Below are 20,937 nucleotides of genomic sequence, written 5' to 3'. Positions count from 1 at the left end.
TAAATTGTCTTATGTAAGTAAATCTAGTAAAGTTTTATTAGAAACTATCATATCATTAAGAAGCTTCACCCCCGCGCCTTCCACAGTTGCCGGAACGTTTTGGGGGCTACCTGCACGGCGTCGCGGCGCTTGCTCCAGCCCGTTTGGCCCAGCAGGCGGCTTAGCACCCAGTTCTTGGCGGCGGCCGGGGCCAGGTCCCAGACCCAGCGGTGCTTCATGCCGTGCAGCCACAGGCCAATGGCGCGGCGCTCCTCTTTGTCGGTGAAGCCTTCCTGCACGCTTTGCTGGCGGTTTTTAAGCAGCAGGTTGTGGATGGGGATTTTCACGGGGCACACCGACGAGCAGGCCCCGCACAGGCTGCTGGCAAAGCTCAGGTGCTTGTTTTCCTCCATCCCCGAGAGGTGGGGCGTGATAACCGAGCCGATGGGGCCGGAATAGGTGGCCTCGTAGCTGTGGCCGCCAATGTTCTTGTACACCGGGCACACATTCAGGCAGGCCCCGCACCGGATGCAGTTGAGGGCCTCGCGCTGGTCGGGTTGGGCCAGCAGGTTGGTGCGGCCGTTGTCGAGCAGAATAACGAACATTTCCTCGGGGCCGTCCTTTTCCAGCGGCTGGCGCGGGCCGGTATAAATGGTGTTGTACACCGTGACCTGCTGGCCGGTGCCGCTGGTGCTGAGCAGCGGCCAGAACAAATCCAGGTCTTGGAGGCGCGGAATCACCTTCTCGATGCCCACGATGGCAATGTGGGTGTGCGGAAACGTGGCCGAAAGGCGGGCGTTACCCTCGTTTTCGGTCACGCAAACCGCGCCCGTATCGGCCACCAGAAAGTTGCCGCCCGTGATGCCCACTTCGGCGCTGGTGTACTTGCCGCGCAGCAGGTGGCGGGCCGTGAGCACAAGCTGCTGGGCGTCGTCGGTGTGGGCAATGCCGAGGTGCTTGACGAAGATATCGGCAATGTCGGCCTTGCTCAGGTGCATGGCCGGCGTCACGATGTGGTAGGGCCGCTCGCCGTTCAGCTGCACGATGAACTCGCCCAGATCCGTTTCTACCGACTCGATACCACGTTTTTCGAGGTACTGGTTGAGGTGGATTTCCTCGGTCGTCATGCTCTTGGCCTTCACTACGGTGCGGGCCTGGCGGCGCTCCATAATCTTGCCCACTTCGGCCAGGGCCTCCTCCGCGTTCTGAGCCCAGATGACCTTACCTCCACGCTTGGTGAAGTTCTCCTCGAACTGCACCAGGTATTCGTCGAGGCGGTTGATGACTTCCGTTTTCAGGTACGCCGCCCGGCTGCGGGCCAGCTCGTGGTCTTGGTAGAAACCCATGCCGGTGCTTACGGCCGCGTTGTACTTGCCAATGTTGAACCGGATTTTGCGCCGGTGCTCCAAATCGAAGGCCTTGCGGTCGGTGTCCTGGAGGAACTGCGCGGCTTTGGTCGGGGAGTTGAGGGTCGGCTTCATGGCAATGGGGCGTCGTTGAACAGGTTAAACAAAAGGAACGTCATTCCTGCCCAGGCAAGAACCTTGTTGCGCCTCAACGAATATCGGAATATCGACTCGTTTGAGCGCAACAAAGGTCTTCCCTCAGTCCGGAATGACGTTCCTTTCTAACAGCTAACAGCTAACAGCTAACAGCTAACAGCTAACAGCCCGGCTACTTTTTATTCGAATCCACTGCAATGCGCTTGTCCCGATTGGCTAGATCCCAGGCCGTGTAGAACACGAGGCGGGCGCGTTTCTCCATCTTCGGAAACTCTATTTTCTCGATTTTGTCGCCCGCGCCGTGGTAATCGGCGTGTACGCCGTTAAAGAAAAAGGCTACCGGAATGTTGTGCTTGGCGAAGTTGTAATGGTCGGAGCGGTAGTAGAAGCGGTTGGGGTCTTCCGGGTCGTTGAAGCGGAAGTCGAGGTCCAGTTTAACGTACTTCTCGTTCTGGGCCTGCAGAATGGTGTGCAGCTCGGAGCTGAGCTTGTCGGAGCCGATAACGTACACGTAGTCGGGCTTGCCCTCGTGGTCGTTGTCGGTGCGGCCCACCATGTCGGTGTTCAGGTCGACCATCGTTTTTTCCAGCGGAAAAACAGGGTGGTCGGTGTAGTACTCGGAGCCCAGCAGGCCCTTTTCTTCACCTGTTACGGTCAGGAACAGGATGCTGCGGCGGGGGCCGTGGCCCTCGGCTTTGGCCTTGGTAAAGGCCTCGGCCATTTCCAGCACCGATACTGTGCCCGAGCCGTCATCGTCGGCCCCGTTGTGCACCTCCCCATTGATGATGCCGATGTGGTCGAAGTGGGCCGACAGAATCATGATGTCGTCCTTGAGGTCGGAGCCTTCGAGGAAGCCCAGCACGTTTTCGGTGGTGAAGTCCTCCGTTTTGCGCGGGGCCGTTACGGTGGCTTTCACCGGGCGGAAGGGGCTGGTAACGGGCTTGCGCGCCTTGCTCACGGCAGCCTCGTACTTAGGAATCGTTTGGGCGGCGGTGCCCAGCATCTTGTAGCCTACCGCTGGCGACACGAAGTAAGCCGTCGGGCGGGCACCGTCCACGGCATCCTTAAAGGCAATGCTCGGGCGGCTCACGTAGGGAGCCATGCGGGCGGCCGTTTTGGCGAAGTTGCTGTTGGGGTTGAAGTCGACAAAGAACACCGAGCGGGCGCCTTTCTGGGCGGCCAACGTCAGCTTGGCCCGGAAATCCTGGCCCCACTTACTGTTTTGGCCGTCTTTGCCCAGCAGGGCGGTGCCCTGGCCGGTCTGGGGCTCGCCCAGCAGAATCAGCAGGTCTTTGCCCTTTACGTCGCCCAGGGCGGCATAATCGGAGTAGCCGTCCTGCTCGATGCCGTAACCGGCAAACACCGGCTGCACGGCGGTGGGCTGCTGGAAACCCTGGCCCCCGTAGGCATAGAAATCGGTGAGCCACTTGTAGCTGCTGGTGCCCACTTTGAGCGTTGCACCATTGGCCCAGGTGCTGCGCACCATCGTGAAGTGCTGGAGGTAGGGGTTGTCGGAATTGGCGACGGGACCTACCAGGCCGAGCTCTTTAAAGCGGTTGGCAATGTACTCGGCAGCCATTTTCTGGCCCTTCTCGCCGGTTTCGCGGCCCTCGTACTCATCGGAGGCCAACACGCTCAGGTGCTGGCGCAAATCGACCTGGGTGATGGTTTCGGCGTAGTTCTGCGCCCAGTCGGCATCCACGGGGGCCTGGCGGGTGGGGGCGCTGGCCTCCACCATGGGGGCAGCCGTTACCTCCGTTTTAGCCTTGCCACGCTTGTGCTTAACCTTGATTTTTTCGGGCGTTTGCTGGGCCAGGGCCGCAGTGGCCGTGCCCGCTACCAGCAGCCACGCCAGCAGGGAAGTTTTTTTCATGGGATGTAGAAAGCTTAGCATGTTAAGGACCCGGGGATATTCCGGGAGCGAGCGTGCCAGGGGGCAGAATGCTTGCCTAGTCCCGCTGCCCCCAAGACCCCAAGTGCCATTTAAGGTTGCACGATGAGCACAGCGGCATAGGCAGCCACGCCTTCGCGGCGGCCCACAAAGCCCAGTTTTTCGGTGGTAGTGGCCTTGATGCTGATATCGTCCTCAGCAATACCCATCACCTCGGCCAGCACGCGCTGCATTTCCGGAATGTGGGGGTTGACTTTGGGCGCTTCGAGGCAGACGGTGGAGTCGATGTTGCTGATCTGGTAGCCTTTCTCCTTCAGCAGCCGCGCCACCTCCCTGAGCAGGCGTTTCGAGTCGATGCCCTTGTACTGGGCGTCGGTGTCGGGGAAATGGAAGCCAATGTCGCGCAGGTTGGCCGCGCCCAGCAGCGCGTCGCAGATGACGTGGATGAGCACGTCGGCGTCGGAGTGACCGAGGGCGCCGTGGGTGTGGGGTACTTGGATGCCGCCGAGCCAGAAGGGCAGGCCCTCGCGAAGCTGGTGAACGTCGTAGCCGAAGCCGGTCCGGATTTTCATGGGAAGCAAGATTAGAGAACGGGCAAGTTACGGCTTCGGACCACAGCTGCCCGCCGGCCAAACAGGCCGGGGCCGGGGCCTGCCGCGCCCGGCCTCGGAAGCTGCCGTCGCGGCCGCCAAAAAGCCACGTTGCATGGTCGGGCAAAAGCGGCTGGCAACGGGCACCGCCGGGGTCCACGGAAATAAGAATGGAAACTCACAACTCATTTAAAGTTTCCTGCGTACCTTTGCACTCGCATTATGGAAATCAAAGACCGAATTCTACAATCTGCCCTGCTGCTTTTTACCCGTAACGGGATAAAAAGCGTGTCGATGGACGACATTGCTTCTGACCTGGGCATCTCCAAAAAAACGCTGTATAAGTGGTTCGACAACAAGGACGACCTGGTTTCGGGCGTGATTGGCGGGCACCTGACCGGCGTGCAGGGCGAGTGCGCCAACATTACCGGCGCGGCCGAAAACGCCGTGGACGAGATGGTGCAGATGATGGAGTGGGCCAAGCGGCAGTTTGCCGAGGTGAACCCCAACACCGTGCACGACCTGCGCAAGTACTACCCGGCCGCCTGGCAGCTGTTCCACGACCACAAAAACAAGTACATCCTCACCCAGATTCAGGACAACCTGCGCCGGGGCATGGCTGAGGGCCTGTACCGCGCCAACCTCGACGTGGAGGTGCTCTCGCGCCTGCGCCTGGCCCAGATCGACGTGCTCTTCGACCCCGACATATTTCCGCACGGCCGCTTCGATCAGCCGCGGGTACAGCAGGCCTGCAACGAGCACTTTCTGCTGGGCATGGTTACGCTCAAGGGCCACAAGCTCGTCAATGAATACCGCCACGTAACGGAAGAAGAGTGAGTTGGTGGGGGTTGGCATGGCTTGTCGTCAGGATAATGACCTTCTGATCAGCCGCCCGCCCGCTCCCGCCAACTATCATCTATCGAAACAACTCCTGCTTTCCTTTTATATGAAAAAGAACCTTCGCCTTTTGCTGCTGGCCGCCGGGCCGGGCCTGCTGGCCCCGGCCGGGGCCGCGCTGGCCCAAACGGCCCAACCCGCGCTGGGCACTACGCTCGATGCCGCTTCGGGCACGTTGCCGCTGAGCCTGAAGCAGGCCATCGAGTATGCCGTGCAAAACAAGTCGACGCTGCTGGCCACCCGCCTCGGCGAGCAGACGGCCAAGGCCAAAGTGGGCGAAATCCGGTCGGCGGGTCTGCCCCAGGTGAACGTGGTAGCCAACGTGGCCGACAACTTTAAACTGCAGAAGAGCCTGGTGAATTTCGGGGCCCTGGGCGGCGGCGCATCGGCTACCACCCTAACCCCAGGGGATATTACGGCCGCCCAAAACGGGCAGACGGTGAACCTGGGCACGGTGAAGCTGCCCACGGAGCCGATGCCGCCCCAGGCGTTTGCCTTCGGCCTGCAGTGGGCCGGCAACACCAGCGCTTCGGTGTCGCAGCTGCTCTTCGATGGGGCTTACCTCATCGGGCTGAAAGCGGCCAAGGTATACGAGCAGCTGGCCCAGAAGCAAACCCAGCAGGCCGAAATCGACGTGGTGGAGCAGGTAAGCAAGGCCTACTACAGCACCCTGGTGGCCCGCGAGCGGCTCCAGCTGCTTTCGCGCAACGTGCAGCGCCTCGATACGCTGCTTTACCAAACCAACGAAACCTTCAAGGCGGGCTTCGCCGAGAAGCTCGACGTGCAGCGCCTGCAGGTGCAGCGCAACAACCTGGTGGTAGAACAGCAGAAGGCCGGCCGCCTCACCGAACTAAGCGTAGCGCTGCTTAAATTTCAGATGGGCCTGCCCCAGAGCCAGGACGTGCAGCTGAGCGACTCGCTCAGCACGGCCCTGGTAGATGCCGGTACGCTGCGCCAGACCCTGGGCGCGGCCAGCTTCAAGACCGGCGGCGGCGTGAGCGGCCTCGGCGACGTGCCCACGGCACCCGCTCTGGTTAGCCCCAACAGCGCCGACCAGCGCAGCCAGGACCAGCAGACGGCCCTGAGCGGGGCCCGCACCGGCCAGCTGGCCGGCGCCATCAACTACAACAACCGCATCGAATTCAGCACCCTCGAAACCCAGCAGGCCCTGGCCGGCCTCGATTTGGCCAACCGCCGGGCCGGTGCCTATCCGCGCCTGCTGGCTACGGCGGCCTACGGCTTCTCGGGTTCGGGCCTCACTGCCGGCGACCTGTTCGCTTTCCGCGGGCCCGACTCACGCAGTTCCAACGGCTTTCCGAACCAGAACTGGTTTGGGTTCGGCAACGTGGGCCTGAGCCTGCAGATTCCGGTGTTCGATGGCTTCCGCCGCAAGTACCTGGTGCAGCAGTCGCGCATTCAGCAGCAAACCATCGAGCGGGGCTTCGAAACGCTGCGCCAGAGCATCGATTTGCAGGATGCCCAGAGCCGCACCACCCTTGTTAACGCCCTCGACGTGCTCGACAACCAGAAGGCCAACCTGGCCCTGGCCAATGAGGTGGCCCGCGTGTCGCGCATCAAGTTTCAGGAAGGCGTAGGAGCCAACCTGGAAGTGATTTCGGCCGAAACCGGCCTGCGTGAGGCTCAGACCAACTACTACGCCGCCCTCTACGACGTGCTGGTAGCCAAGGTCGACCGCGACAAGGCCACTGGCGAACTCTACCGCAAAGCATCCAACTAATTTAAGCTGTTAGCTGAGAGCTGTTAGCTGTTAGCTTTTTCTCCCACGACTCGTAGCTTCCCCCCTTCACATGAATTTCACCTTTTTGAAAAAAGCTAGTAGCTATCAGCTGTTGGCTATCAGCTTAATAATTTCTTCCTGCGGCTCCAAAGACCCGGCGGCGGAGCTGGCCAAACTCAAAAGCGAGCAGGCCACCAACCAGGCCAAAATTGCCGAGCTGGAAGCCAAAACCGGCCCTTCGGAAGCCGAAGTGGCCCTGCAGGCCACGCCCGTATCGGTTATTAAGGTGGCCAGCGAAGATTTCAAGAGCTACCTCGAAGTACAGGGCCGGGTCGATTTCGACCAGAACGCCACCGTCTCGGCCCGCGCGGCCGGCACGCTCACCACGCTCAGCGTAAAGCGCGGCGACCAGGTGCGCAAAGGCCAGACCCTGGCCACCGTGGATGGCTCGGTGCTCGACGCCAGCGTAGCCGAGCTGAAGGTGCGCATGGATTTGGCCAAGGTGATTTACGAGAAGCAGAAGCGCCTCTGGGACCAGCAGATTGGTACCGAAATCCAGTTTCTGCAGGCCAAAAACAACTACCGCGCCCTCCAGAGCAACCTCTCCACCCTCAACCGGCAGCGCGACCTGTACCGGGTAGTGGCGCCTTTCAGCGGCACCGTGGATGACGTGCTGCCCAAGCTGGGCGAAACCGTGGCCCCCGGCGCCCCCGTGGTAAAGCTGCTCAGCAGCAGCGGCAGCGGCAAAATCGTGGTCGATGTATCGGAAGCCTACGCCAACAGCATCAAAGTAGGCGATAAGGCCCTGGTAACTATTCCCGACTTGGGTGAAGATGACCTGGTCGCCACCGTGCGCGTGGTCACGAGCACCATCAACCCTACCAGCCGCACCTTCACCGTGGAGCTGCGCCTGGCCGACCCCGGCAAAGCCGGCCGCCTGCGCCCCAACATGGTCACCAACGTGCGCATCGAGAACTACAACCGCCAGAACGCCACCGTGCTGCCCGTTGACCTGGTGCAGCGCGACGAGCAGAACAGCTACGTGCTGGTGGTTGCCGAGAAAGGCGGCAAGAAAGTGGCCACCAAGCGCGTCATTCAGGTAGGCAACACCTACAACGGTAAAGTCGAAGTAACCCAGGGCCTGCAAACCGGCGACCAGGTCATCTCGGCCGGCTACCAGAGCCTGAACGAAGGACAAGCAGTTTCACTGTAGAAGCTAGGAGTCAGGAGCTAGGAGTTAGAATTTATGTGTTGACTCATGGAAGCGAAACGGGAACCTGCGAAAAACTTTCAGCAACTCGTGGTGTGGCAGAAAGCCCACCAGTTGGTACTGATGGTGTATAAGGTAACCGAGTCATTTCCTAAGCACGAATTGTTCGCTCTTACTTCCCAGCTTCGGCGGGCGGCGGTGTCGGTTCCGGCCAACATTGCCGAGGGTTTCCGCAAGCGCGGGCCCCGCGACAAACTCCGGTTCTTCAACACGGCCGAAGGCTCGCTCGAAGAAACCCAGTACTATTTTCTGCTGAGCCGCGACTTAGGCTACGCCGATACCGAATCACTCATTGAACAAGCGAACGAAGTAGGCCGGCTGCTTGAGGCATACGGAAAATCCATCCGTGCCTCCCTTCAGTCTTCTAACTCCTAGCTTCTAACTCCTAGCTTCTTCACCCATGCAGGACACCGGAAAAGAATTCGGACCCACTAGTTGGTCCATTGACAATAAGACGACGATTTACATTATCACGCTGGTACTGTGCGTGATGGGTATTTTTGCCTACATCAAGCTGGGCAAGGAGAAGTTTCCCGACATCGTGATTCCGCGCATTATCGTGGCCACGATTTACCCCGGTACTTCGCCCACCGACATCGAGAACCTGGTCACGCGCCAGCTCGAAAAGGAAATCAAGAGCGTGAACGGGGTGAAGAAAATCTCTTCGACTTCGAACCAGGACTACGCCATCGTCGACGTGGAGTTTACCTCCGGCGTCGATGTGCAGTACGCCAAGCAGCTCATCAAGGACGCCGTGGACAAGGCCAGCTCCGAGCTGCCCAACGACCTGCCCTCGCCGCCCACCGTGCAGGAAGTGAACCTGTCGGAGGTGCCCATTATGAACATCAACCTGGCCGGCAACCTGCCCATCAGCCAGCTGAAAAAGTTTGCCGACGACTTCCAGGACAAGATTGAGGCCCTGCCCGAAATCACCCGCGTCGATATTATTGGCGCCCTCGACCAGCAGGTGAACGTGGACGTGGACCTGAACCGACTGCGGGCGTCGCGCCTGAGCTTTTCGGACATCAGCGCCGCTATTGCCCGCGAAAACGTGACCATTTCGGGCGGTACCGTGGACGTGGGCAACCAGAAGCGCGCCGTGCGCGTGGCCGGCCAGTACGTGCGGGCCGATAACATTGCCAACATCCAGCTCAAAAACCTGAGCGGTTCGGCCGTGCGCCTCGGCGACATTGCCACCGTCACCGACGGGTTCAAGGACCGCGAATCCTTCGCCCGCCTCGATGGCAAGCCGGCCGTAACGCTGAACGTGGTGAAGCGCCAGGGTGAAAACCTGATCGACGCCTCCGACAAAATCAAGGAAATTATTGCCGAAACCAAGCTGACGCTGCCCCAGGAGCTGACCATCACCGTTACCGGCGACACCTCCAACGACACCCGCGTTACGCTGCACGATTTGATCAACACCATCATCATCGGCTTTATTCTGGTCACGCTGATTCTGATGTTCTTCATGGGCACCACCAACGCCCTGTTCGTGGGCCTGTCGGTGCCGCTGAGCATGTTCCTGGCCTTCGTGCTGCTGCCCACCCTCGACTTCTCGCTCAACATGATTGTGCTCTTCGCCTTCCTGCTGGCGCTGGGTATTGTGGTCGATGACGCCATTGTGGTAATTGAAAACACCCACCGCCTGCTGCACGAGCACCCCGAACTGACGACGGCCCAGGCCGCCAAGTACGCCGCCGGCGAGGTATTTATTCCGGTATTGGCCGGCACGCTGACTACCGTCGCGCCATTCGTGCCGCTCATGTTCTGGCCCGGTATTGTGGGCTCGTTCATGTTCTATTTGCCCGTAACGCTGATTCTGACGCTCATGTCGTCGCTCATCGTGGCCTTTATTATGAACCCGGTATTTGCCGTGAGCTTCATGGAGCGCGAAGACCACCACACCGGCGAAAAGCCCAAGTGGGACCGGCCTATGTCCATTGCCATCGGCATCATGGTGCTGATTGCCATCGGCGGCTTCCTGTTCGGCTCGACCTTTTTGGGCAGCCTGATGCTCACGCTGGCCGTGCTCGTTATTCTGAACCGCTTCGTGTTCGTCCACCTGATTGCCGGCTTCCAGACCAAGGTGCTGCCCCGCTTCCAGGATGCCTACGCCCGCCTCGTGGGCTGGGCCATTTCGTGGCCGAAAATGATTATGCTCAGCATGGTGGTGCTGTTCGTGCTGTCGATTGTCGCCATCGGGGCCCGTAGCCCCAAGGTCGACTTCTTCCCCAAGGGCGACCCCAAGTTCGTGTATACCTACCTCAAAATGCCGGTCGGTACCCGCGTCGCCGTCACCGACTCGGTGGCCCGCATCCTCGAAAAACGCATCTACAGCGTTATTGGCAAGGATAACCACGACGTAGAATCGGTGATTACCAACGTGGCCATTGGCGCCGCCGACCCCGGCGAGGCCTCGGCCGCCGGTACGTCGCAATCGAACCTGGCCAAAGTGGCCGTGGCGTTCAAGGAGATGAGCGAGCGGACCGGCCCCTCGACGGCCCTGTACATGGATAAAATCCGGGAGGTGGTGAAAGGCATTCCGGGCACCGAAATTTCGGTCGACCAGGAAAGCAGCGGCCCGCCCACCGGCAAGCCCATCGCCATTGAGGTGGCCGGCGACGACTACCCCACGCTCATCGCGCTCAGCAAAAACGTAGCCCGCTATATCGACTCGGCCAACATCGGCGGCATCGAGCAGCTGCGCTCCAACCTGCAGGACCGCAACCCCGAAATTGCCATCGACATCAACCGTACCCGCGCCAACCGCGAGGGCATCAGCACGGCCCAGATTGGTATGGAGGTGCGCACGGCCATTTACGGCACCGAGGCCAGCAAATTCAAAACGGCCGACGACGAGTACCCGATTCAGGTGCGCTACGCCGAGCCCTACCGCTCCGACATCGACGCCATCCTGAACTCGCCGCTGACCTTCCGCGACGCCACGGGCCTGGTGCGCCAGGTGCCCATCGCCTCGGTGGCCGATGTGCGCTACGGCACCACCTACGGCGGCATCAAGCGCAAAGACGTGAAGCGCGTAATTACGATTTCGTCCAACGTGCTCGGCGGCTTCACCGGCCCCGATGTAGTGCGCCAGATTGAAACGTCGCTTAAGTCGTTCCCCGTGCCGCCCGGCTACTCCGTGAAAATGGGCGGCGCCCAGGAAGACCAGAAGGAAACCTCCGACTTCCTCGGCATTGCCGCCGTGGGCGCCATTGGCCTCATCTTCCTCATTCTGGTGATGCAGTTCAACTCCATCAGCAAGCCGATTATCATCCTGGCCGAAATCATTTTCTCGGTTATCGGGGTGCTGCTGGGCCTGGCCATTACGGGCATGAACATCAGCATCGTGATGACGGGCGTGGGTATTATCGCGCTGGCCGGTATCGTAGTGAAAAACGGTATTCTGCTGGTCGAATTCACCGATATGCTGCGCAGCCAGGGCATGCCCCTGCGCGAAGCCATCGTGCTGGCCGGCCGCACCCGCCTCAACCCGGTAATCCTCACGGCCACGGCCGCCACGCTGGGCCTGATTCCGCTGGCCATCGGCCTGAACATCGACTTCTACGAGCTCTTCAACTCAGGCCAGCCCAACTTCTTCATCGGGGGCGAATCGGTGACGTTCTGGGGCCCGCTGGCCTGGACCATCATCTTCGGTCTGGTGTTCGCCACGCTTATCACGCTGGTGGTGGTGCCGGTGATGTACCTGATTACCGAGAGCCTGAAAATCCGCATCAAGGGCGAGCCCGAGGTGCCGGCCGACCAGGAGGAAGTAGCGGCTGCCACGCCGCCCATTCTGGCCAACGCGTAGGTCAAGAAAGCTCCGGGAAGACTGACTTCTTCCCGGAGCTTTCTTGCGGCTGCTTGCAACCATTCAGGCCCGCTCCGCACTCTTCCGCCCGAACGGGCGGGGCCGCCGTGCCGCTGCCTAGCCCCGCTTTCTTTTCTCTTTCGTACTCCGTCGTTTTTTTCTATGATTACCGCAACGACTCCCGTCTCCAAATCTATTCAGCAGCAAGTGGTGCGCATTATCAGCAAGCGCAAAGCCATCAAGGCCCGCCGCCTGCGCATTGGCAGCGACCTGAGTCGGGAACTGGGCTTCGACACCGTAGATGTCGTGGACATTATTCTGGAGCTGGAGCGCAACTTCCACATCGTCATTCCCGACGAAGTGCCCTTGGCCACTGTTGGCGACTTCGTGAACTACGTAGCCACCCACACGCCGCCCCAGCAGGCCGCATAACTCAGTTGCCAGTGCTGATAGCTGGTTCCTGACCCCGGCCCCAAGCCAGAAGCCCCGTCCCAACAGCTCCGATAGCTCGGAAATGTTGGGACGGGGCTTCTGGCTTGGGGGGCGTTTAGTGCCTTATCTACCGGACGTTGCCACCAGTGTCCCCGCCGCTGGGGCGCGCTTCACCGGATAGGTTCGGCTCCCGGGAGCTGTCGGTGGTAGTCGATGCGACGTCGTGGCTGATAGTGGGAGAAGCGCTGGTGCTTGGGGCCGTTGGGGGGGGCGTGCTGCTCGGGGCGGGCTTGGTTGCTTCGGGCTTAGCCGTCGAAGCCATGGCCGTTGGAGTAGTGTTTGGGGCAGTAGTCGACGGACTCTTTTCCTCTACTACGGTAGGCCGGGTACTTTCCCACTCCGAAAACTTGTCCATTTCCTCCTTGATGGTCGTGCTGAACCAAGCTACCAGGGCCACGTCATCGAGCAGACCCAGAACCGGGATAAAGTCCGGAATCAGATCAATGGGGCTCAAAAAATAGACGGTAACGGCCACGGCGGCTACTACAGTCGAGGTCGGCACTCCATCGTACTCGCCCGCAACCGAAGTGCGAATGAGGCGGAACAACGTCTGGAGGGTTTCCCAGGCTTCCTGGGCAATGGAGCCCACATCGTTCTTTTCGCTGGCTTTCTGGTACGCGTCGTTCAGCAGTTGCTTCAGGCGCGTGGGTTTCTTCACGTATTCCTCGGCTTTGCCGACGAATTTCTTGAACAGGGGGGAGGAGGCCACGTCCTCGCCTTTGGGGGTATGCTTATCCATGGATCGTTGGAGCAAAGAAGATAGAATAGAGCCTGCAAGGGCTCCGATGGGATACTATACTCCGTTGGGCCAAAATGGTTTGCCCCCGGCCAGGGCCAACAAAAACGCCCCGTTCGGAAAAACGAGGCGTCGAAAAAGCATAAGCAGCCAATGTGTTTTAGCGCTCTACCCGGCCAGCGGCGTAAAAGTTGCGACTGTAATACGCTTGGTTCAGGGAACTGACCATGACGCCGCCGTTGGTAGCCGCATGAGCAAATTTGCTGTCCTTGAGGTAAATGCCCACATGATAAATGGGCTGGCCCGGACCCCGGCGGAAGAACACCAGGTCCCCGGTCTGCATATCGTCCTTATCGATGTGCTTCACGCTGGTGAACATGGAGCGCGAGCTACGTTGCAGGGTGAGGCCGTACACCTCCTTAAAAACGCGGGTTACGAACCCGGAGCAGTCGGTACCGCTTTTGCTGTTGCTGCCGTAGCGGTAAGGAGTACCCAGCCACGATACCACGGTTTCGAGCAACGACTCGTTCTCCGTATAGGTAGTTTCAATGCCAAGCCGCTGGGCGACTTTGTCGTAGGCCACCGAATCGGAGGGCGTCAGCACCCGGGGTGCATCGTCGTCGGAGCTAAAGAAGGCGCTCAGCAGGGAGGCTTGCTGGGAGGAGGCTACCAAGGTAGTACCGGAGGCAGCGGGAGCCTGTTCAAAGAAAAAGGAAAGGACCATCGAGGCCGCGGCGAGGCAATACAGTAAGCTGTTTTTCATTGTCCGTCGGGAGGTGGTAAAAGCATCGGCCGGGGCAACCGGGCGACGTAAGCGGGCTTCTTTTTTTCGATTGACAACCGGCAATCCGGCTGACAAAAGAGGATGAGAAAGGTGTTTTACCGGCATCGGGCCTGCTGGGCAGAACGATGGCCGGTGGGTAAAGCTAAGTCCAAACCCCGACAAGGACCAAGGCTTTTACTGCCTTTTAACGGTTATTCTTCTTATGATTCAAGTATTTTGTTGAAAAGTAATGCAACCTGGTCCAACTTCCCCGAATTATGTTCGTATAACCCGGCCTTACTTTTGCGCCTCATGAACCTGCCCCGCATCGTTGAAAACTCCCCCTTTGCCCGGGCCGCCCGCTTCAAGCTGGGAGCCGGCAACGTGGCCATGGTGCTGGGCCGGAGCATTCATCTGAGTGGCGTAACCCGCGAAGAATTCTTGCGCGACCCGTTTTGGGTGGCCCACGAAATGGAGCACATCCGCCAGTATGAACAGCACGGCCGGCTGGGCTTCCTGGTGCGTTACCTGCTGGGCTGGGCCCGCCACGGCTACTACCATATTCCCTTCGAGGTAGAAGCCCGGGCCGCTGCTGAGCGCAACGCCCATCTGTACGCCGCCGGCCGGCCACTTCCTACGCCCGCCCAGCGCCATCCCAGCCCAAAGCAGTGAAGGAGTAACGCCTTTTCTCACTCATTTACTGCTTCGGCTAAAGCGCCGCCAATCGGCCACCGTCGACTACGAGCGTGGTGCCGTTGATGAAACTGGCCTCGGGCGAAGCCACAAAGCAGATGGCGGCGGCCAGCTCCTCGGGCGTGCCAACCTGACCGGTAATCTTCTCCTTGCCGCTTTTCACGTTGGGGTTGCTCCAGAGCATGGGCGTATCCACGGCGCCGGGGGCCACGGCATTCACGCGGGCATGGGTGTGCGGAATCTCCTGGCTTAGGCCCCGCACGAAGGCTTCAGTGGCCCCTTTACTGGTCGCGTAGGGTACCACGTTGGGCGTCGTCTGGGTCGCGTGTACCGAGCTGATGGCCACTATGGCTCCCTGCTTCATATGGGGCAGGCACAGCTGGGTGAGGCGGAACAGGGGCCGTAAGTTCACCTGCATCAGGTGGTCCCAGTCTTTGGGGTCGAGTTGCAGGATGGAGTCGAAGGTCATCATGGCGGCGTTGTTGATGAGCACATCTACCCGGCCCCACTCCTTGACGGTGCGCTCCACGGCTTTCACCAGTTGGCTGTCCTTGGCTACGTCGCAGCTGATGAAGATGGCCTGACTGCCCGCCTGCTCGATGAGACGAACTGTTTTTTTGCCCTCCTCCGCGTCGCGGCCGATGACGGCCACGCGCCCTCCCTCGCGGCCCAGGCGCACGGCCACGGCCCGGCCAATGCCGGAAGTAGCGCCGGTAACAAAGCAAATTTTATCCTGAAAGCGACGGATAGTATCGGGAGTGGGCGTGAAGGGCATAAAGAAGCTGGTTAAGCAAAACAGTAGTACCCCCAACGAGAAGCCCGGCTGGATGTTTACGCCCGGCCCCAACATCCCCCGGTTCCCATCAGCGGCGGCCCGGCCGGCCCTACAGGCCAGCTGATCCGGTATGGGGCAACCTTCGGGCTCCTTTTCACGAATAGGGAAGGGAGAGCCAACCCGGTTGGCTCTCTCTTCCAGTATTTTTAAACTACTTACATCTCCTTCCCATGAGCAATCAGAAATCAAACCAGCCCGGCGCTCCCGCCCATAAGCACATTTCCTTTACTCCCGCCAGCGAAGTAAATGGTGGCCCGGAGGGCGCGGATCAGCACGAAACGTCGGCATCTTCCCAGGCCGGAGGCCGTCAGAACGACGAGCAGAAATCCTGGCTCGACCAGCAGCAGTGGCTGAAGAACGTTGACATGGACCAACTCTCGCAGCAGGCGAAAGACCTGGGCGTGAAAGCCAAGGACCTGGGCAATAAAGCCAAAGACTTGGGCACAAAAGCCGTGGAGCAGGTAAACCGGCTTACGCCCACCCAGAAGGTAGTAGGCGGAGCCCTGCTGGTAAGCGGCCTGAGTTGGCTGGCCCTGCGCGCCAAGAGCGGCAAAGGCCAGGCGTATGGTGCCGACGAAAATACGGCTTGGCAGGGCTCCAGCGACTCCGTGTACCGGGGCGCGACGGCCCGCAACCACGCCGATGACGACGATGCGGCCTTGTAAGCTGCCGTCCGTATAAATCTTCCCGGAGAGGGCCGCCGCTACCCAGYGGCGGCCCTCTCTGCTTTCGATGCCCCGTTTGAGGGTGGTACTGACAGCGAAACTGCCGTGCCGGGAAACACCTGCCTTCGGTTTGTAAAAGCAGAAAGGTCCTTCTCCGGTGGAAAAGGACCTTTCTGCTTTTACAAACCTGAGCCTGTTATTGGACTCGAACCAACGACCTGCTCATTACGAATGAGCTGCTCTACCAGCTGAGCTAAACAGGCATTTCCCGGGGTGGCGTATCCGTCGGGGGGTGCAAAGATAGAAACCTGGCCCGACAACGTGCAAGCGGCTGGTGGTTTTTTTTCGGGCCGCCGGGTTTGGGCAGTTCCGGCGGTTTCCGGCATCTTTGCGGAACTATGGTGAAAGCCCTGCGCAAATTACTGGTCCGCACGCTCGGCTTCGAGCGCTACATCCGTTTCGTGAGCCGCGTGTACCTGCGGCTGGTGGGCGCCGGCTGGGGTAAAAAGAAGTATCCGGAGCTGTTTTTCCTGGAGAAAATTGTGCGGCCGGGCTTCGTCTGCCTCGATATCGGGGCCAACCTGGGCTACTACTCGGTGGCGTTGTCGCGGCTGGTGGGGCCTACGGGCCGGGTACTGGCCGTGGAGCCGATTCCGGCTTTCCAGGCTATCTGGCAGGATAACGTGCAGCTCAGCGGCCATCCCAACCTCACGCTGCTGCCCTACGCCCTGGGCGGGCAGAACACCACCGTGCAGATGGGCACGCCCGAGCGCAACGGCCTGCTCCACCACGGCATGACCAAAGTGGCGGCCAGCAATACCCAGGAGAACTATGCCCGCACCTACGAAGTACCCATGCGCGTGCCCGACGAGCTGCTGGCCGATCTGTCCCGCCTCGATTTCGTGAAGTGCGACGTGGAAGGCTTCGAATACGAGGTATTCCGCCATATGCAGGCCACGTTGCGCCGCTTCCGGCCCCTGATTCAAACGGAGCTCAACGGCCTCGAAAACCGCCGGGCCGTGGCCGCACTGCTGGCTGAACTGGGCTACAAACCATTTGTACTCTCGGCGCGTTCTCAGCTCGAACCGTGCTCCGAAGCCCAGCTGGCCAGCGCCGCCACGGCCGATTTTTACTTTCAACCCGTTCGTTAACACCTGCCCCGCCACTTTCGCTCATGGCTAAATTCCTGCTCATTCTGCTCATTTTTTGGCTCTTCACACGGTATGTGCTGCCCATACTGCTCCGGTTCGTAGTGGGCACGCTGGTGAAAAAACAAGCCCAGAAATTCGGACAGCAATTCGGGCAAGAGCCCTTCGCGGAAGCCCCCCGGCCGCGTCCCACCCAATCGGCCCCCGGCGAAGTGCACGTCGATTTCGTGCCGCCCCAGCCCAAAGCCAAGGACAAGCCTCAGGAGTTCAAGGGCGGCGAATACGTGGACTTTGAGGAAGTGAAATAGTGACAAGTGTCATTCCGACGAAGGAGGAATCCGGATTAACGGTTGTGAACAAAGTCGTTCGATGCTATTGATCCAGATTCCTCCTTCGTCGGAATGACACTCACCGCTAAAACCCGATGCCGACCCGCAGGCCGGTGCCGGCCCGGCGGCCGGATTGCAGGCTGGTGTAGAAATCAACCCGCATGACTTTAAAGATGTGCTCGATGCCCGCGCCCAGCTCCAGGTAGTGGCCGGCGGTGGGGGTGGTGAGGTAGTTGAGTGAGGCTACTTCCTGCCATTTGAGGCGGCGCAGCAGCGGGATTTTATTCAGCAGAAAGCCGTTGAAATGGTGGTTGTAGTGGGCCTCCAGGAATTGGTCGGCGGTGCTGAAGCGGTAGTAGTCCAAGAGCTGAAACTTGGCGAAATCCTCGGTCAGGTAGGTGCGGTTGCCGCTGAAGTGGCGGAAGTCCATGAAGGCCAGCCGGGGCGAGCCGGGGAAGAAACCGGCGGATACCCGGTAGCTGCTGGTGCCCAGCAGGCCCAGGGCTACGGAGTGGCGCAGGCCGGCTTCGAGCAGCGTGTAGCGCACATCGGAGCCCAGCACGCCGCCCACGCCCTGCCGCCACGTGAGCAGGAAGGTGGGGTACTTGGAGCCCAGGTTGAACTTGCCGTCGGGGCGGGTGATGTAGCGCTGGCCGGGCCGGAAAGCGGCCGTCAGCTCGGTGGTCAGGGCTTCGGAGCGGCCGAAACCGGTGCCGGCGGGGCGCTCCTGGGCGACCGGGGCGTTGGGCGTGAAGGCCCGCCCGGCTACGTCGGTAATGAGCTTGGAGGTGGTGTTTTCGAGCTGGCTACGGACGTAGTAGCTGGCTTCGGCCTGCACCGTGAGGCCGTTGAGCGGCTCCCACTGGTAGCCCAGCCCCAGCCCGTCGCGGCGGTAGAGCTTAGCGTAGTTGCGGTTGTTGAGCAGCGTGTAGTAGGAGTTGATGAAAGGCGTGAGCTGGCTGGCGGGGTCGAAATTTTCCACAGTGCGCCCCACCTGCAAACTCAGGCGGGCCAGTTTCACGGGGTGCACCTGCCAGCTGACGGCCACGCTCGGGCTCAGCAGCTCGTTGCTGAAGCCGTAGCGCAGGCTGGGCGTCACGGACCAGGTGCGCCGGTCGTCGGTGCGCTGGGTGAACGTGGCTTCGGGGTTGAGCACCACGCCTTCCACTGTGTTGTAATTGAGAATGTTAAACACCGGGGCCACGTACCACTGCTGCTTAGCAAACGTGCGGCTGTAGGTGTAGCCCGTGAGCAACACCTTGCTGAAGCTGATTTCGTTGCGCTTGCGGTCCAGGGAATCCTGGTAGGGGCGCGACTTACGGATGACCTCGGTGCTGTCCTTCACGTGGTAGTCCTGCTGCTCCTCGTCGGTGAGCGGAATCGGGCGGATGTCGGCCCAGTAGGTGGTGTCGCGCTCGTTCACGCCTTTTTCCACTAGCATCACTTCGCCTTTTTTCAGTTGGGCCAGGCCCAGGCCGCTGGTGTCGCGGGCAGTGGCCTGCTCCGCCTTCTTCACCTGCCGGCGCACGGCCCGGCTCAGGCCGCTCAGGTCGGGTTTCTGCTGCTTCACCTGGGCCACCGTTTCGCGGGTTACGGGCGCCTCCTCGGGGCCGGCGGGCCTAGGGGGCGCTACGGKGGGGGCGGGGCGGTTGGGGTAAGTGGGCACCACGCGGTAGTTGGAGAGCACGGCCGTGGTGTAGCCGCTGCCCTTGAAGCCAAAAGCCGTGAAGTTGACGGTGAGCTTCTGCGACTGCATCACCCACACGTCGGAGGGGCCGGGCGCCGGGGCGAACAGCTGCTCGATGTGCAGGCGGTCCACGTAATCAATCTGGGCGTTCTTGGTCAGGTCCAGCGACACGGAGTGCAGCCGCCAGGTGCCGTCCACGATGTAGATGTAGCCCGTGAACACGGGGTCGGTGGGGCGGCGGGGCGTCACCTTGATTTTGTGAATCAGCAGCTCCCCCTGCCGGCTGCTGCCGGCCAGCTCGTAGCGGTAAAACAGGGGAGCGTTGCTGGCAATCGGCGACACGAAGCCGCGCTCCGAAAACCCGCTTTTCAGCAGGTTCTGGTAGAAGTTAAGGCCCCGGCCCGCACTGGCCCGGTTGAAGCTCAACCCCTTGGCATCGCCACTCACGCGGGAGGAAATCATGCGCTCCTGCACCACGTTGGGCTGGCGAAAGCTCAGGTCCGATACCGATTCGGAGAGGTAGAAAATGCCCGGCTTGAAGTCAGGTCCGATTTTCACCAGACCCAGAATCTTGCCCGGCACGTCGCTGAACCGGGCCAGCACTTTCACGTAAGTCCGGGCCTTGAAGGCGGCCACTTCGCGCTCGTGGTAGCGCCGCCACTGCATGGCCTGTTGCACGATGGTGTAGGCGGGGTCCTTGTCGGTGGCGCGGACCACCACTTCGCGCAGCTGGTAGTTTTCGGGGGCCAGCGTTACGTTGAGCACCGTGGCCGTGTCGCCGCCGGCCACGCGCACGGTATGCTGGCTGGGCTTGTAGCCCACGTACTGGAACACCAGTACGTAGGTGCCGGCCGGGAGCGTGAGCTGGTAGTTGCCCTGCTCGTTGGAGGCCGTGCTGTTGGTGGTGCCGCGCACGGCAATGTTGGCGAAGGCCAGGGCCTCATTTTTAGGATCGGTGATGCGGCCCTTCACCACCCCGGCCCGGCCGGCACTGGTCAGGCCGGTCAGGAGCACGGCAACAAGGAATCCGGCGCGCAGAAATCGTAACAGCATAGAACGGGAATAGCAGGCAGTGAAAGTAAGAGGAAATCCGATGGGCAAAGGTTGCCTGACCAGCTGTTTTGCCGTTACGAATCCTTGCCGGGCCGGAAATGGGGCAGCGCCGGCTTGCAGTCAGGGCCTGATTTGGAGCTATTTTGGCTGAATCAGCGTTAGAACCAGCCCCGAAAACCGCCCGGCGCTCCGGGGCCACCATCGTTGCCGGTTCCTTCCTTTCACCACTTCGCTTCAGTTGCTATGTTCAAGCCCGCTGCCCCCAAATTCTATACCCCCACCGAAGCAATGCAGAAGATTGCTGCCTTCTGCGCCTACCAGGAGCGCAACCAGAAGGAAGTAGAGGCCAAGTTGCGCAGCTACGGGCTGGATGAGGACGAGGCCGGCGAAATTATCATCCGTTTGAGCCGCGAAAAGCTGCTCGACGAGGAGCGCTACGCCCAGGCCTACGTGCGCGGTCATTACAGCAACAAAAAGTGGGGCCGCCGCCGCATCATGCAGGAGCTCAAACAAAAGGGTCTGTCCGATTACTGCATCAAATCCGGGATGAAGGAAATCGACGGCGACGTGTACTACCAGAACCTGGTGGACCTGCTCGAAAAGAAGGACCGCCAGGAAAAGGAGCGCCACCCCGGCAAGCGCCGCCAGAAAATCCAGGTTTTCCTCATGACCAAAGGCTACGAGCAGGACCTCATCAAAATGGCAATGGATGATTTGGGGAAAGAGGCGGAGGAGGAGTAATCATTGTCATTCCGACGCAGGAGGAATCTGGGTCAATGGCACTGAACTGCATCGTTCAATAACTTGACCCAGATTCCTCCTGCGTCGGAACGACAGTTCTTCTATATTGCTGCC

17 protein-coding genes, 1 tRNA gene and 1 pseudogene are annotated in these 20,937 nt (G+C 60.5%); 11 read left to right on the top strand and 8 right to left on the bottom strand.

What is annotated here, in order from left to right:
* Positions 1-65: 65 nt before the first annotated feature.
* The 3 genes from D0T11_RS03635 to ispF all read right to left on the bottom strand — a co-directional run bounded on the left by D0T11_RS03635 (position 66) and on the right by ispF (position 3,944).
* On the bottom strand, positions 66-1,460 hold the full coding sequence (locus D0T11_RS03635; protein WP_119654426.1) for a LutB/LldF family L-lactate oxidation iron-sulfur protein: 1,395 nt from the start codon (positions 1,458-1,460) through the stop codon (positions 66-68).
* Positions 1,461-1,653: 193 nt separating this feature from the next.
* Complete coding sequence (locus tag D0T11_RS03630) at positions 1,654-3,354, bottom strand: M28 family peptidase (protein WP_119654425.1); 1,701 nt, start codon at positions 3,352-3,354, stop codon at positions 1,654-1,656.
* Positions 3,355-3,464: 110 nt separating this feature from the next.
* The gene (ispF, locus tag D0T11_RS03625; protein ID WP_119654424.1) at positions 3,465-3,944 is read right to left on the bottom strand and encodes a 2-C-methyl-D-erythritol 2,4-cyclodiphosphate synthase; all 480 of its coding nucleotides are present in this window, start codon (positions 3,942-3,944) and stop codon (positions 3,465-3,467) included.
* 240 nt (positions 3,945-4,184) lie between these two features.
* On the opposite strand from ispF, the gene D0T11_RS03620 reads away from it, so the two are divergent.
* The 6 genes from D0T11_RS03620 (at position 4,185) to D0T11_RS03595 (ending at position 12,113) form a co-directional block, all read left to right on the top strand.
* Positions 4,185-4,799 carry a TetR/AcrR family transcriptional regulator gene (locus tag D0T11_RS03620; protein ID WP_119654423.1) on the top strand — a complete coding sequence of 205 codons (615 nt, stop codon included), beginning with the start codon at positions 4,185-4,187 and terminating at the stop codon, positions 4,797-4,799.
* Positions 4,800-4,908: 109 nt separating this feature from the next.
* Positions 4,909-6,597 (top strand): TolC family protein, encoded by a 1,689-nt coding sequence (locus D0T11_RS03615; RefSeq protein ID WP_182888222.1) that lies wholly within the window; start codon positions 4,909-4,911, stop codon positions 6,595-6,597.
* 85 nt (positions 6,598-6,682) lie between these two features.
* Positions 6,683-7,810, top strand: coding sequence for an efflux RND transporter periplasmic adaptor subunit (locus tag D0T11_RS03610; RefSeq protein ID WP_245990595.1), 1,128 nt, complete (start codon positions 6,683-6,685; stop codon positions 7,808-7,810).
* Positions 7,811-7,855: 45 nt separating this feature from the next.
* Positions 7,856-8,242, top strand: coding sequence for a four helix bundle protein (locus D0T11_RS03605; RefSeq protein WP_119654420.1), 387 nt, complete (start codon positions 7,856-7,858; stop codon positions 8,240-8,242).
* Between the two features lie 25 nt (positions 8,243-8,267).
* Entirely contained in the window at positions 8,268-11,681 is a 3,414-nt protein-coding gene (locus D0T11_RS03600; RefSeq protein WP_119654419.1) for an efflux RND transporter permease subunit, read from the top strand.
* Between the two features lie 162 nt (positions 11,682-11,843).
* Positions 11,844-12,113 carry an acyl carrier protein gene (locus D0T11_RS03595; protein WP_119654418.1) on the top strand — a complete coding sequence of 90 codons (270 nt, stop codon included), beginning with the start codon at positions 11,844-11,846 and terminating at the stop codon, positions 12,111-12,113.
* Positions 12,114-12,558: 445 nt separating this feature from the next.
* On the opposite strand, the pseudogene D0T11_RS23315 reads toward D0T11_RS03595, so the two are convergent.
* Both D0T11_RS23315 and D0T11_RS03585 read right to left on the bottom strand, forming a co-directional pair.
* Positions 12,559-12,912 (bottom strand): annotated as a pseudogene (locus tag D0T11_RS23315) (YkvA family protein); the annotation flags it as partial.
* Between the two features lie 157 nt (positions 12,913-13,069).
* Positions 13,070-13,672 carry a C40 family peptidase gene (locus tag D0T11_RS03585; RefSeq protein ID WP_119654417.1) on the bottom strand — a complete coding sequence of 201 codons (603 nt, stop codon included), beginning with the start codon at positions 13,670-13,672 and terminating at the stop codon, positions 13,070-13,072.
* A 312-nt stretch (positions 13,673-13,984) separates the two neighbouring features.
* Between D0T11_RS03585 and D0T11_RS03580 the strand changes: the two genes are divergently transcribed.
* The gene (locus D0T11_RS03580) at positions 13,985-14,344 is read left to right on the top strand and encodes a hypothetical protein (protein WP_119654416.1); all 360 of its coding nucleotides are present in this window, start codon (positions 13,985-13,987) and stop codon (positions 14,342-14,344) included.
* A 37-nt stretch (positions 14,345-14,381) separates the two neighbouring features.
* On the opposite strand, the gene D0T11_RS03575 is transcribed toward D0T11_RS03580, so the two are convergent.
* A complete protein-coding gene (locus D0T11_RS03575) occupies positions 14,382-15,140 on the bottom strand; it encodes an SDR family NAD(P)-dependent oxidoreductase (protein WP_119654415.1) in 759 nt (252 codons plus the stop codon).
* Positions 15,141-15,370: 230 nt separating this feature from the next.
* Here D0T11_RS03575 and D0T11_RS03570 point away from each other — a divergent pair, with 230 nt between their 5' ends.
* Positions 15,371-15,865: a hypothetical protein gene (locus D0T11_RS03570; RefSeq protein ID WP_119654414.1), complete on the top strand. Its 495-nt coding sequence runs from the start codon at positions 15,371-15,373 to the stop codon at positions 15,863-15,865.
* A 190-nt stretch (positions 15,866-16,055) separates the two neighbouring features.
* Here the strand turns inward: D0T11_RS03570 and D0T11_RS03565 are convergent.
* A tRNA-Thr gene (locus D0T11_RS03565) sits at positions 16,056-16,128 on the bottom strand.
* A 135-nt stretch (positions 16,129-16,263) separates the two neighbouring features.
* Here D0T11_RS03565 and D0T11_RS03560 point away from each other — a divergent pair.
* Together D0T11_RS03560 and D0T11_RS03555 are read left to right on the top strand one after the other, a co-directional pair.
* Positions 16,264-17,016: an FkbM family methyltransferase gene (locus D0T11_RS03560; RefSeq protein ID WP_119654413.1), complete on the top strand. Its 753-nt coding sequence runs from the start codon at positions 16,264-16,266 to the stop codon at positions 17,014-17,016.
* 23 nt (positions 17,017-17,039) lie between these two features.
* On the top strand, positions 17,040-17,321 hold the full coding sequence (locus D0T11_RS03555; RefSeq protein WP_119654412.1) for a DUF4834 family protein: 282 nt from the start codon (positions 17,040-17,042) through the stop codon (positions 17,319-17,321).
* Between the two features lie 106 nt (positions 17,322-17,427).
* Here the strand turns inward: D0T11_RS03555 and D0T11_RS03550 are convergent, their stop codons facing one another.
* Complete coding sequence (locus D0T11_RS03550) at positions 17,428-20,082, bottom strand: DUF5686 and carboxypeptidase regulatory-like domain-containing protein (protein WP_119654411.1); 2,655 nt, start codon at positions 20,080-20,082, stop codon at positions 17,428-17,430.
* Between the two features lie 243 nt (positions 20,083-20,325).
* On the opposite strand from D0T11_RS03550, the gene D0T11_RS03545 reads away from it, so the two are divergent.
* Positions 20,326-20,823, top strand: coding sequence for a regulatory protein RecX (locus D0T11_RS03545; RefSeq protein ID WP_119654410.1), 498 nt, complete (start codon positions 20,326-20,328; stop codon positions 20,821-20,823).
* Positions 20,824-20,937 lie beyond the last annotated feature (114 nt).

Source organism: Hymenobacter rubripertinctus (genome assembly GCF_003583925.1).
Lineage (GTDB): Bacteria > Bacteroidota > Bacteroidia > Cytophagales > Hymenobacteraceae > Hymenobacter > Hymenobacter rubripertinctus.
The sequence above is the reverse complement of the archived record's forward strand: the minus strand, read 5'-3'. Positions and strand labels throughout refer to the sequence as shown.

What these genes read in the sequence shown, in the direction of transcription:
- D0T11_RS03635 (WP_119654426.1), bottom strand. Translation starts at nt 1,460, where the DNA reads ATGAAGCCGACCCTCAACTCCCCGACCAAAGCCGCGCAGTTCCTCCAG.
- D0T11_RS03630 (WP_119654425.1), bottom strand. Translation starts at nt 3,354, where the DNA reads ATGAAAAAAACTTCCCTGCTGGCGTGGCTGCTGGTAGCGGGCACGGCC.
- ispF (WP_119654424.1), bottom strand. Translation starts at nt 3,944, where the DNA reads ATGAAAATCCGGACCGGCTTCGGCTACGACGTTCACCAGCTTCGCGAG.
- D0T11_RS03620 (WP_119654423.1), top strand. Translation starts at nt 4,185, where the DNA reads ATGGAAATCAAAGACCGAATTCTACAATCTGCCCTGCTGCTTTTTACC.
- D0T11_RS03615 (WP_182888222.1), top strand. Translation starts at nt 4,909, where the DNA reads ATGAAAAAGAACCTTCGCCTTTTGCTGCTGGCCGCCGGGCCGGGCCTG.
- D0T11_RS03605 (WP_119654420.1), top strand. Translation starts at nt 7,856, where the DNA reads ATGGAAGCGAAACGGGAACCTGCGAAAAACTTTCAGCAACTCGTGGTG.
- D0T11_RS03600 (WP_119654419.1), top strand. Translation starts at nt 8,268, where the DNA reads ATGCAGGACACCGGAAAAGAATTCGGACCCACTAGTTGGTCCATTGAC.
- D0T11_RS03595 (WP_119654418.1), top strand. Translation starts at nt 11,844, where the DNA reads ATGATTACCGCAACGACTCCCGTCTCCAAATCTATTCAGCAGCAAGTG.
- D0T11_RS03585 (WP_119654417.1), bottom strand. Translation starts at nt 13,672, where the DNA reads ATGAAAAACAGCTTACTGTATTGCCTCGCCGCGGCCTCGATGGTCCTT.
- D0T11_RS03580 (WP_119654416.1), top strand. Translation starts at nt 13,985, where the DNA reads ATGAACCTGCCCCGCATCGTTGAAAACTCCCCCTTTGCCCGGGCCGCC.
- D0T11_RS03575 (WP_119654415.1), bottom strand. Translation starts at nt 15,140, where the DNA reads ATGCCCTTCACGCCCACTCCCGATACTATCCGTCGCTTTCAGGATAAA.
- D0T11_RS03570 (WP_119654414.1), top strand. Translation starts at nt 15,371, where the DNA reads ATGAGCAATCAGAAATCAAACCAGCCCGGCGCTCCCGCCCATAAGCAC.
- D0T11_RS03560 (WP_119654413.1), top strand. Translation starts at nt 16,264, where the DNA reads ATGGTGAAAGCCCTGCGCAAATTACTGGTCCGCACGCTCGGCTTCGAG.
- D0T11_RS03555 (WP_119654412.1), top strand. Translation starts at nt 17,040, where the DNA reads ATGGCTAAATTCCTGCTCATTCTGCTCATTTTTTGGCTCTTCACACGG.
- D0T11_RS03545 (WP_119654410.1), top strand. Translation starts at nt 20,326, where the DNA reads ATGTTCAAGCCCGCTGCCCCCAAATTCTATACCCCCACCGAAGCAATG.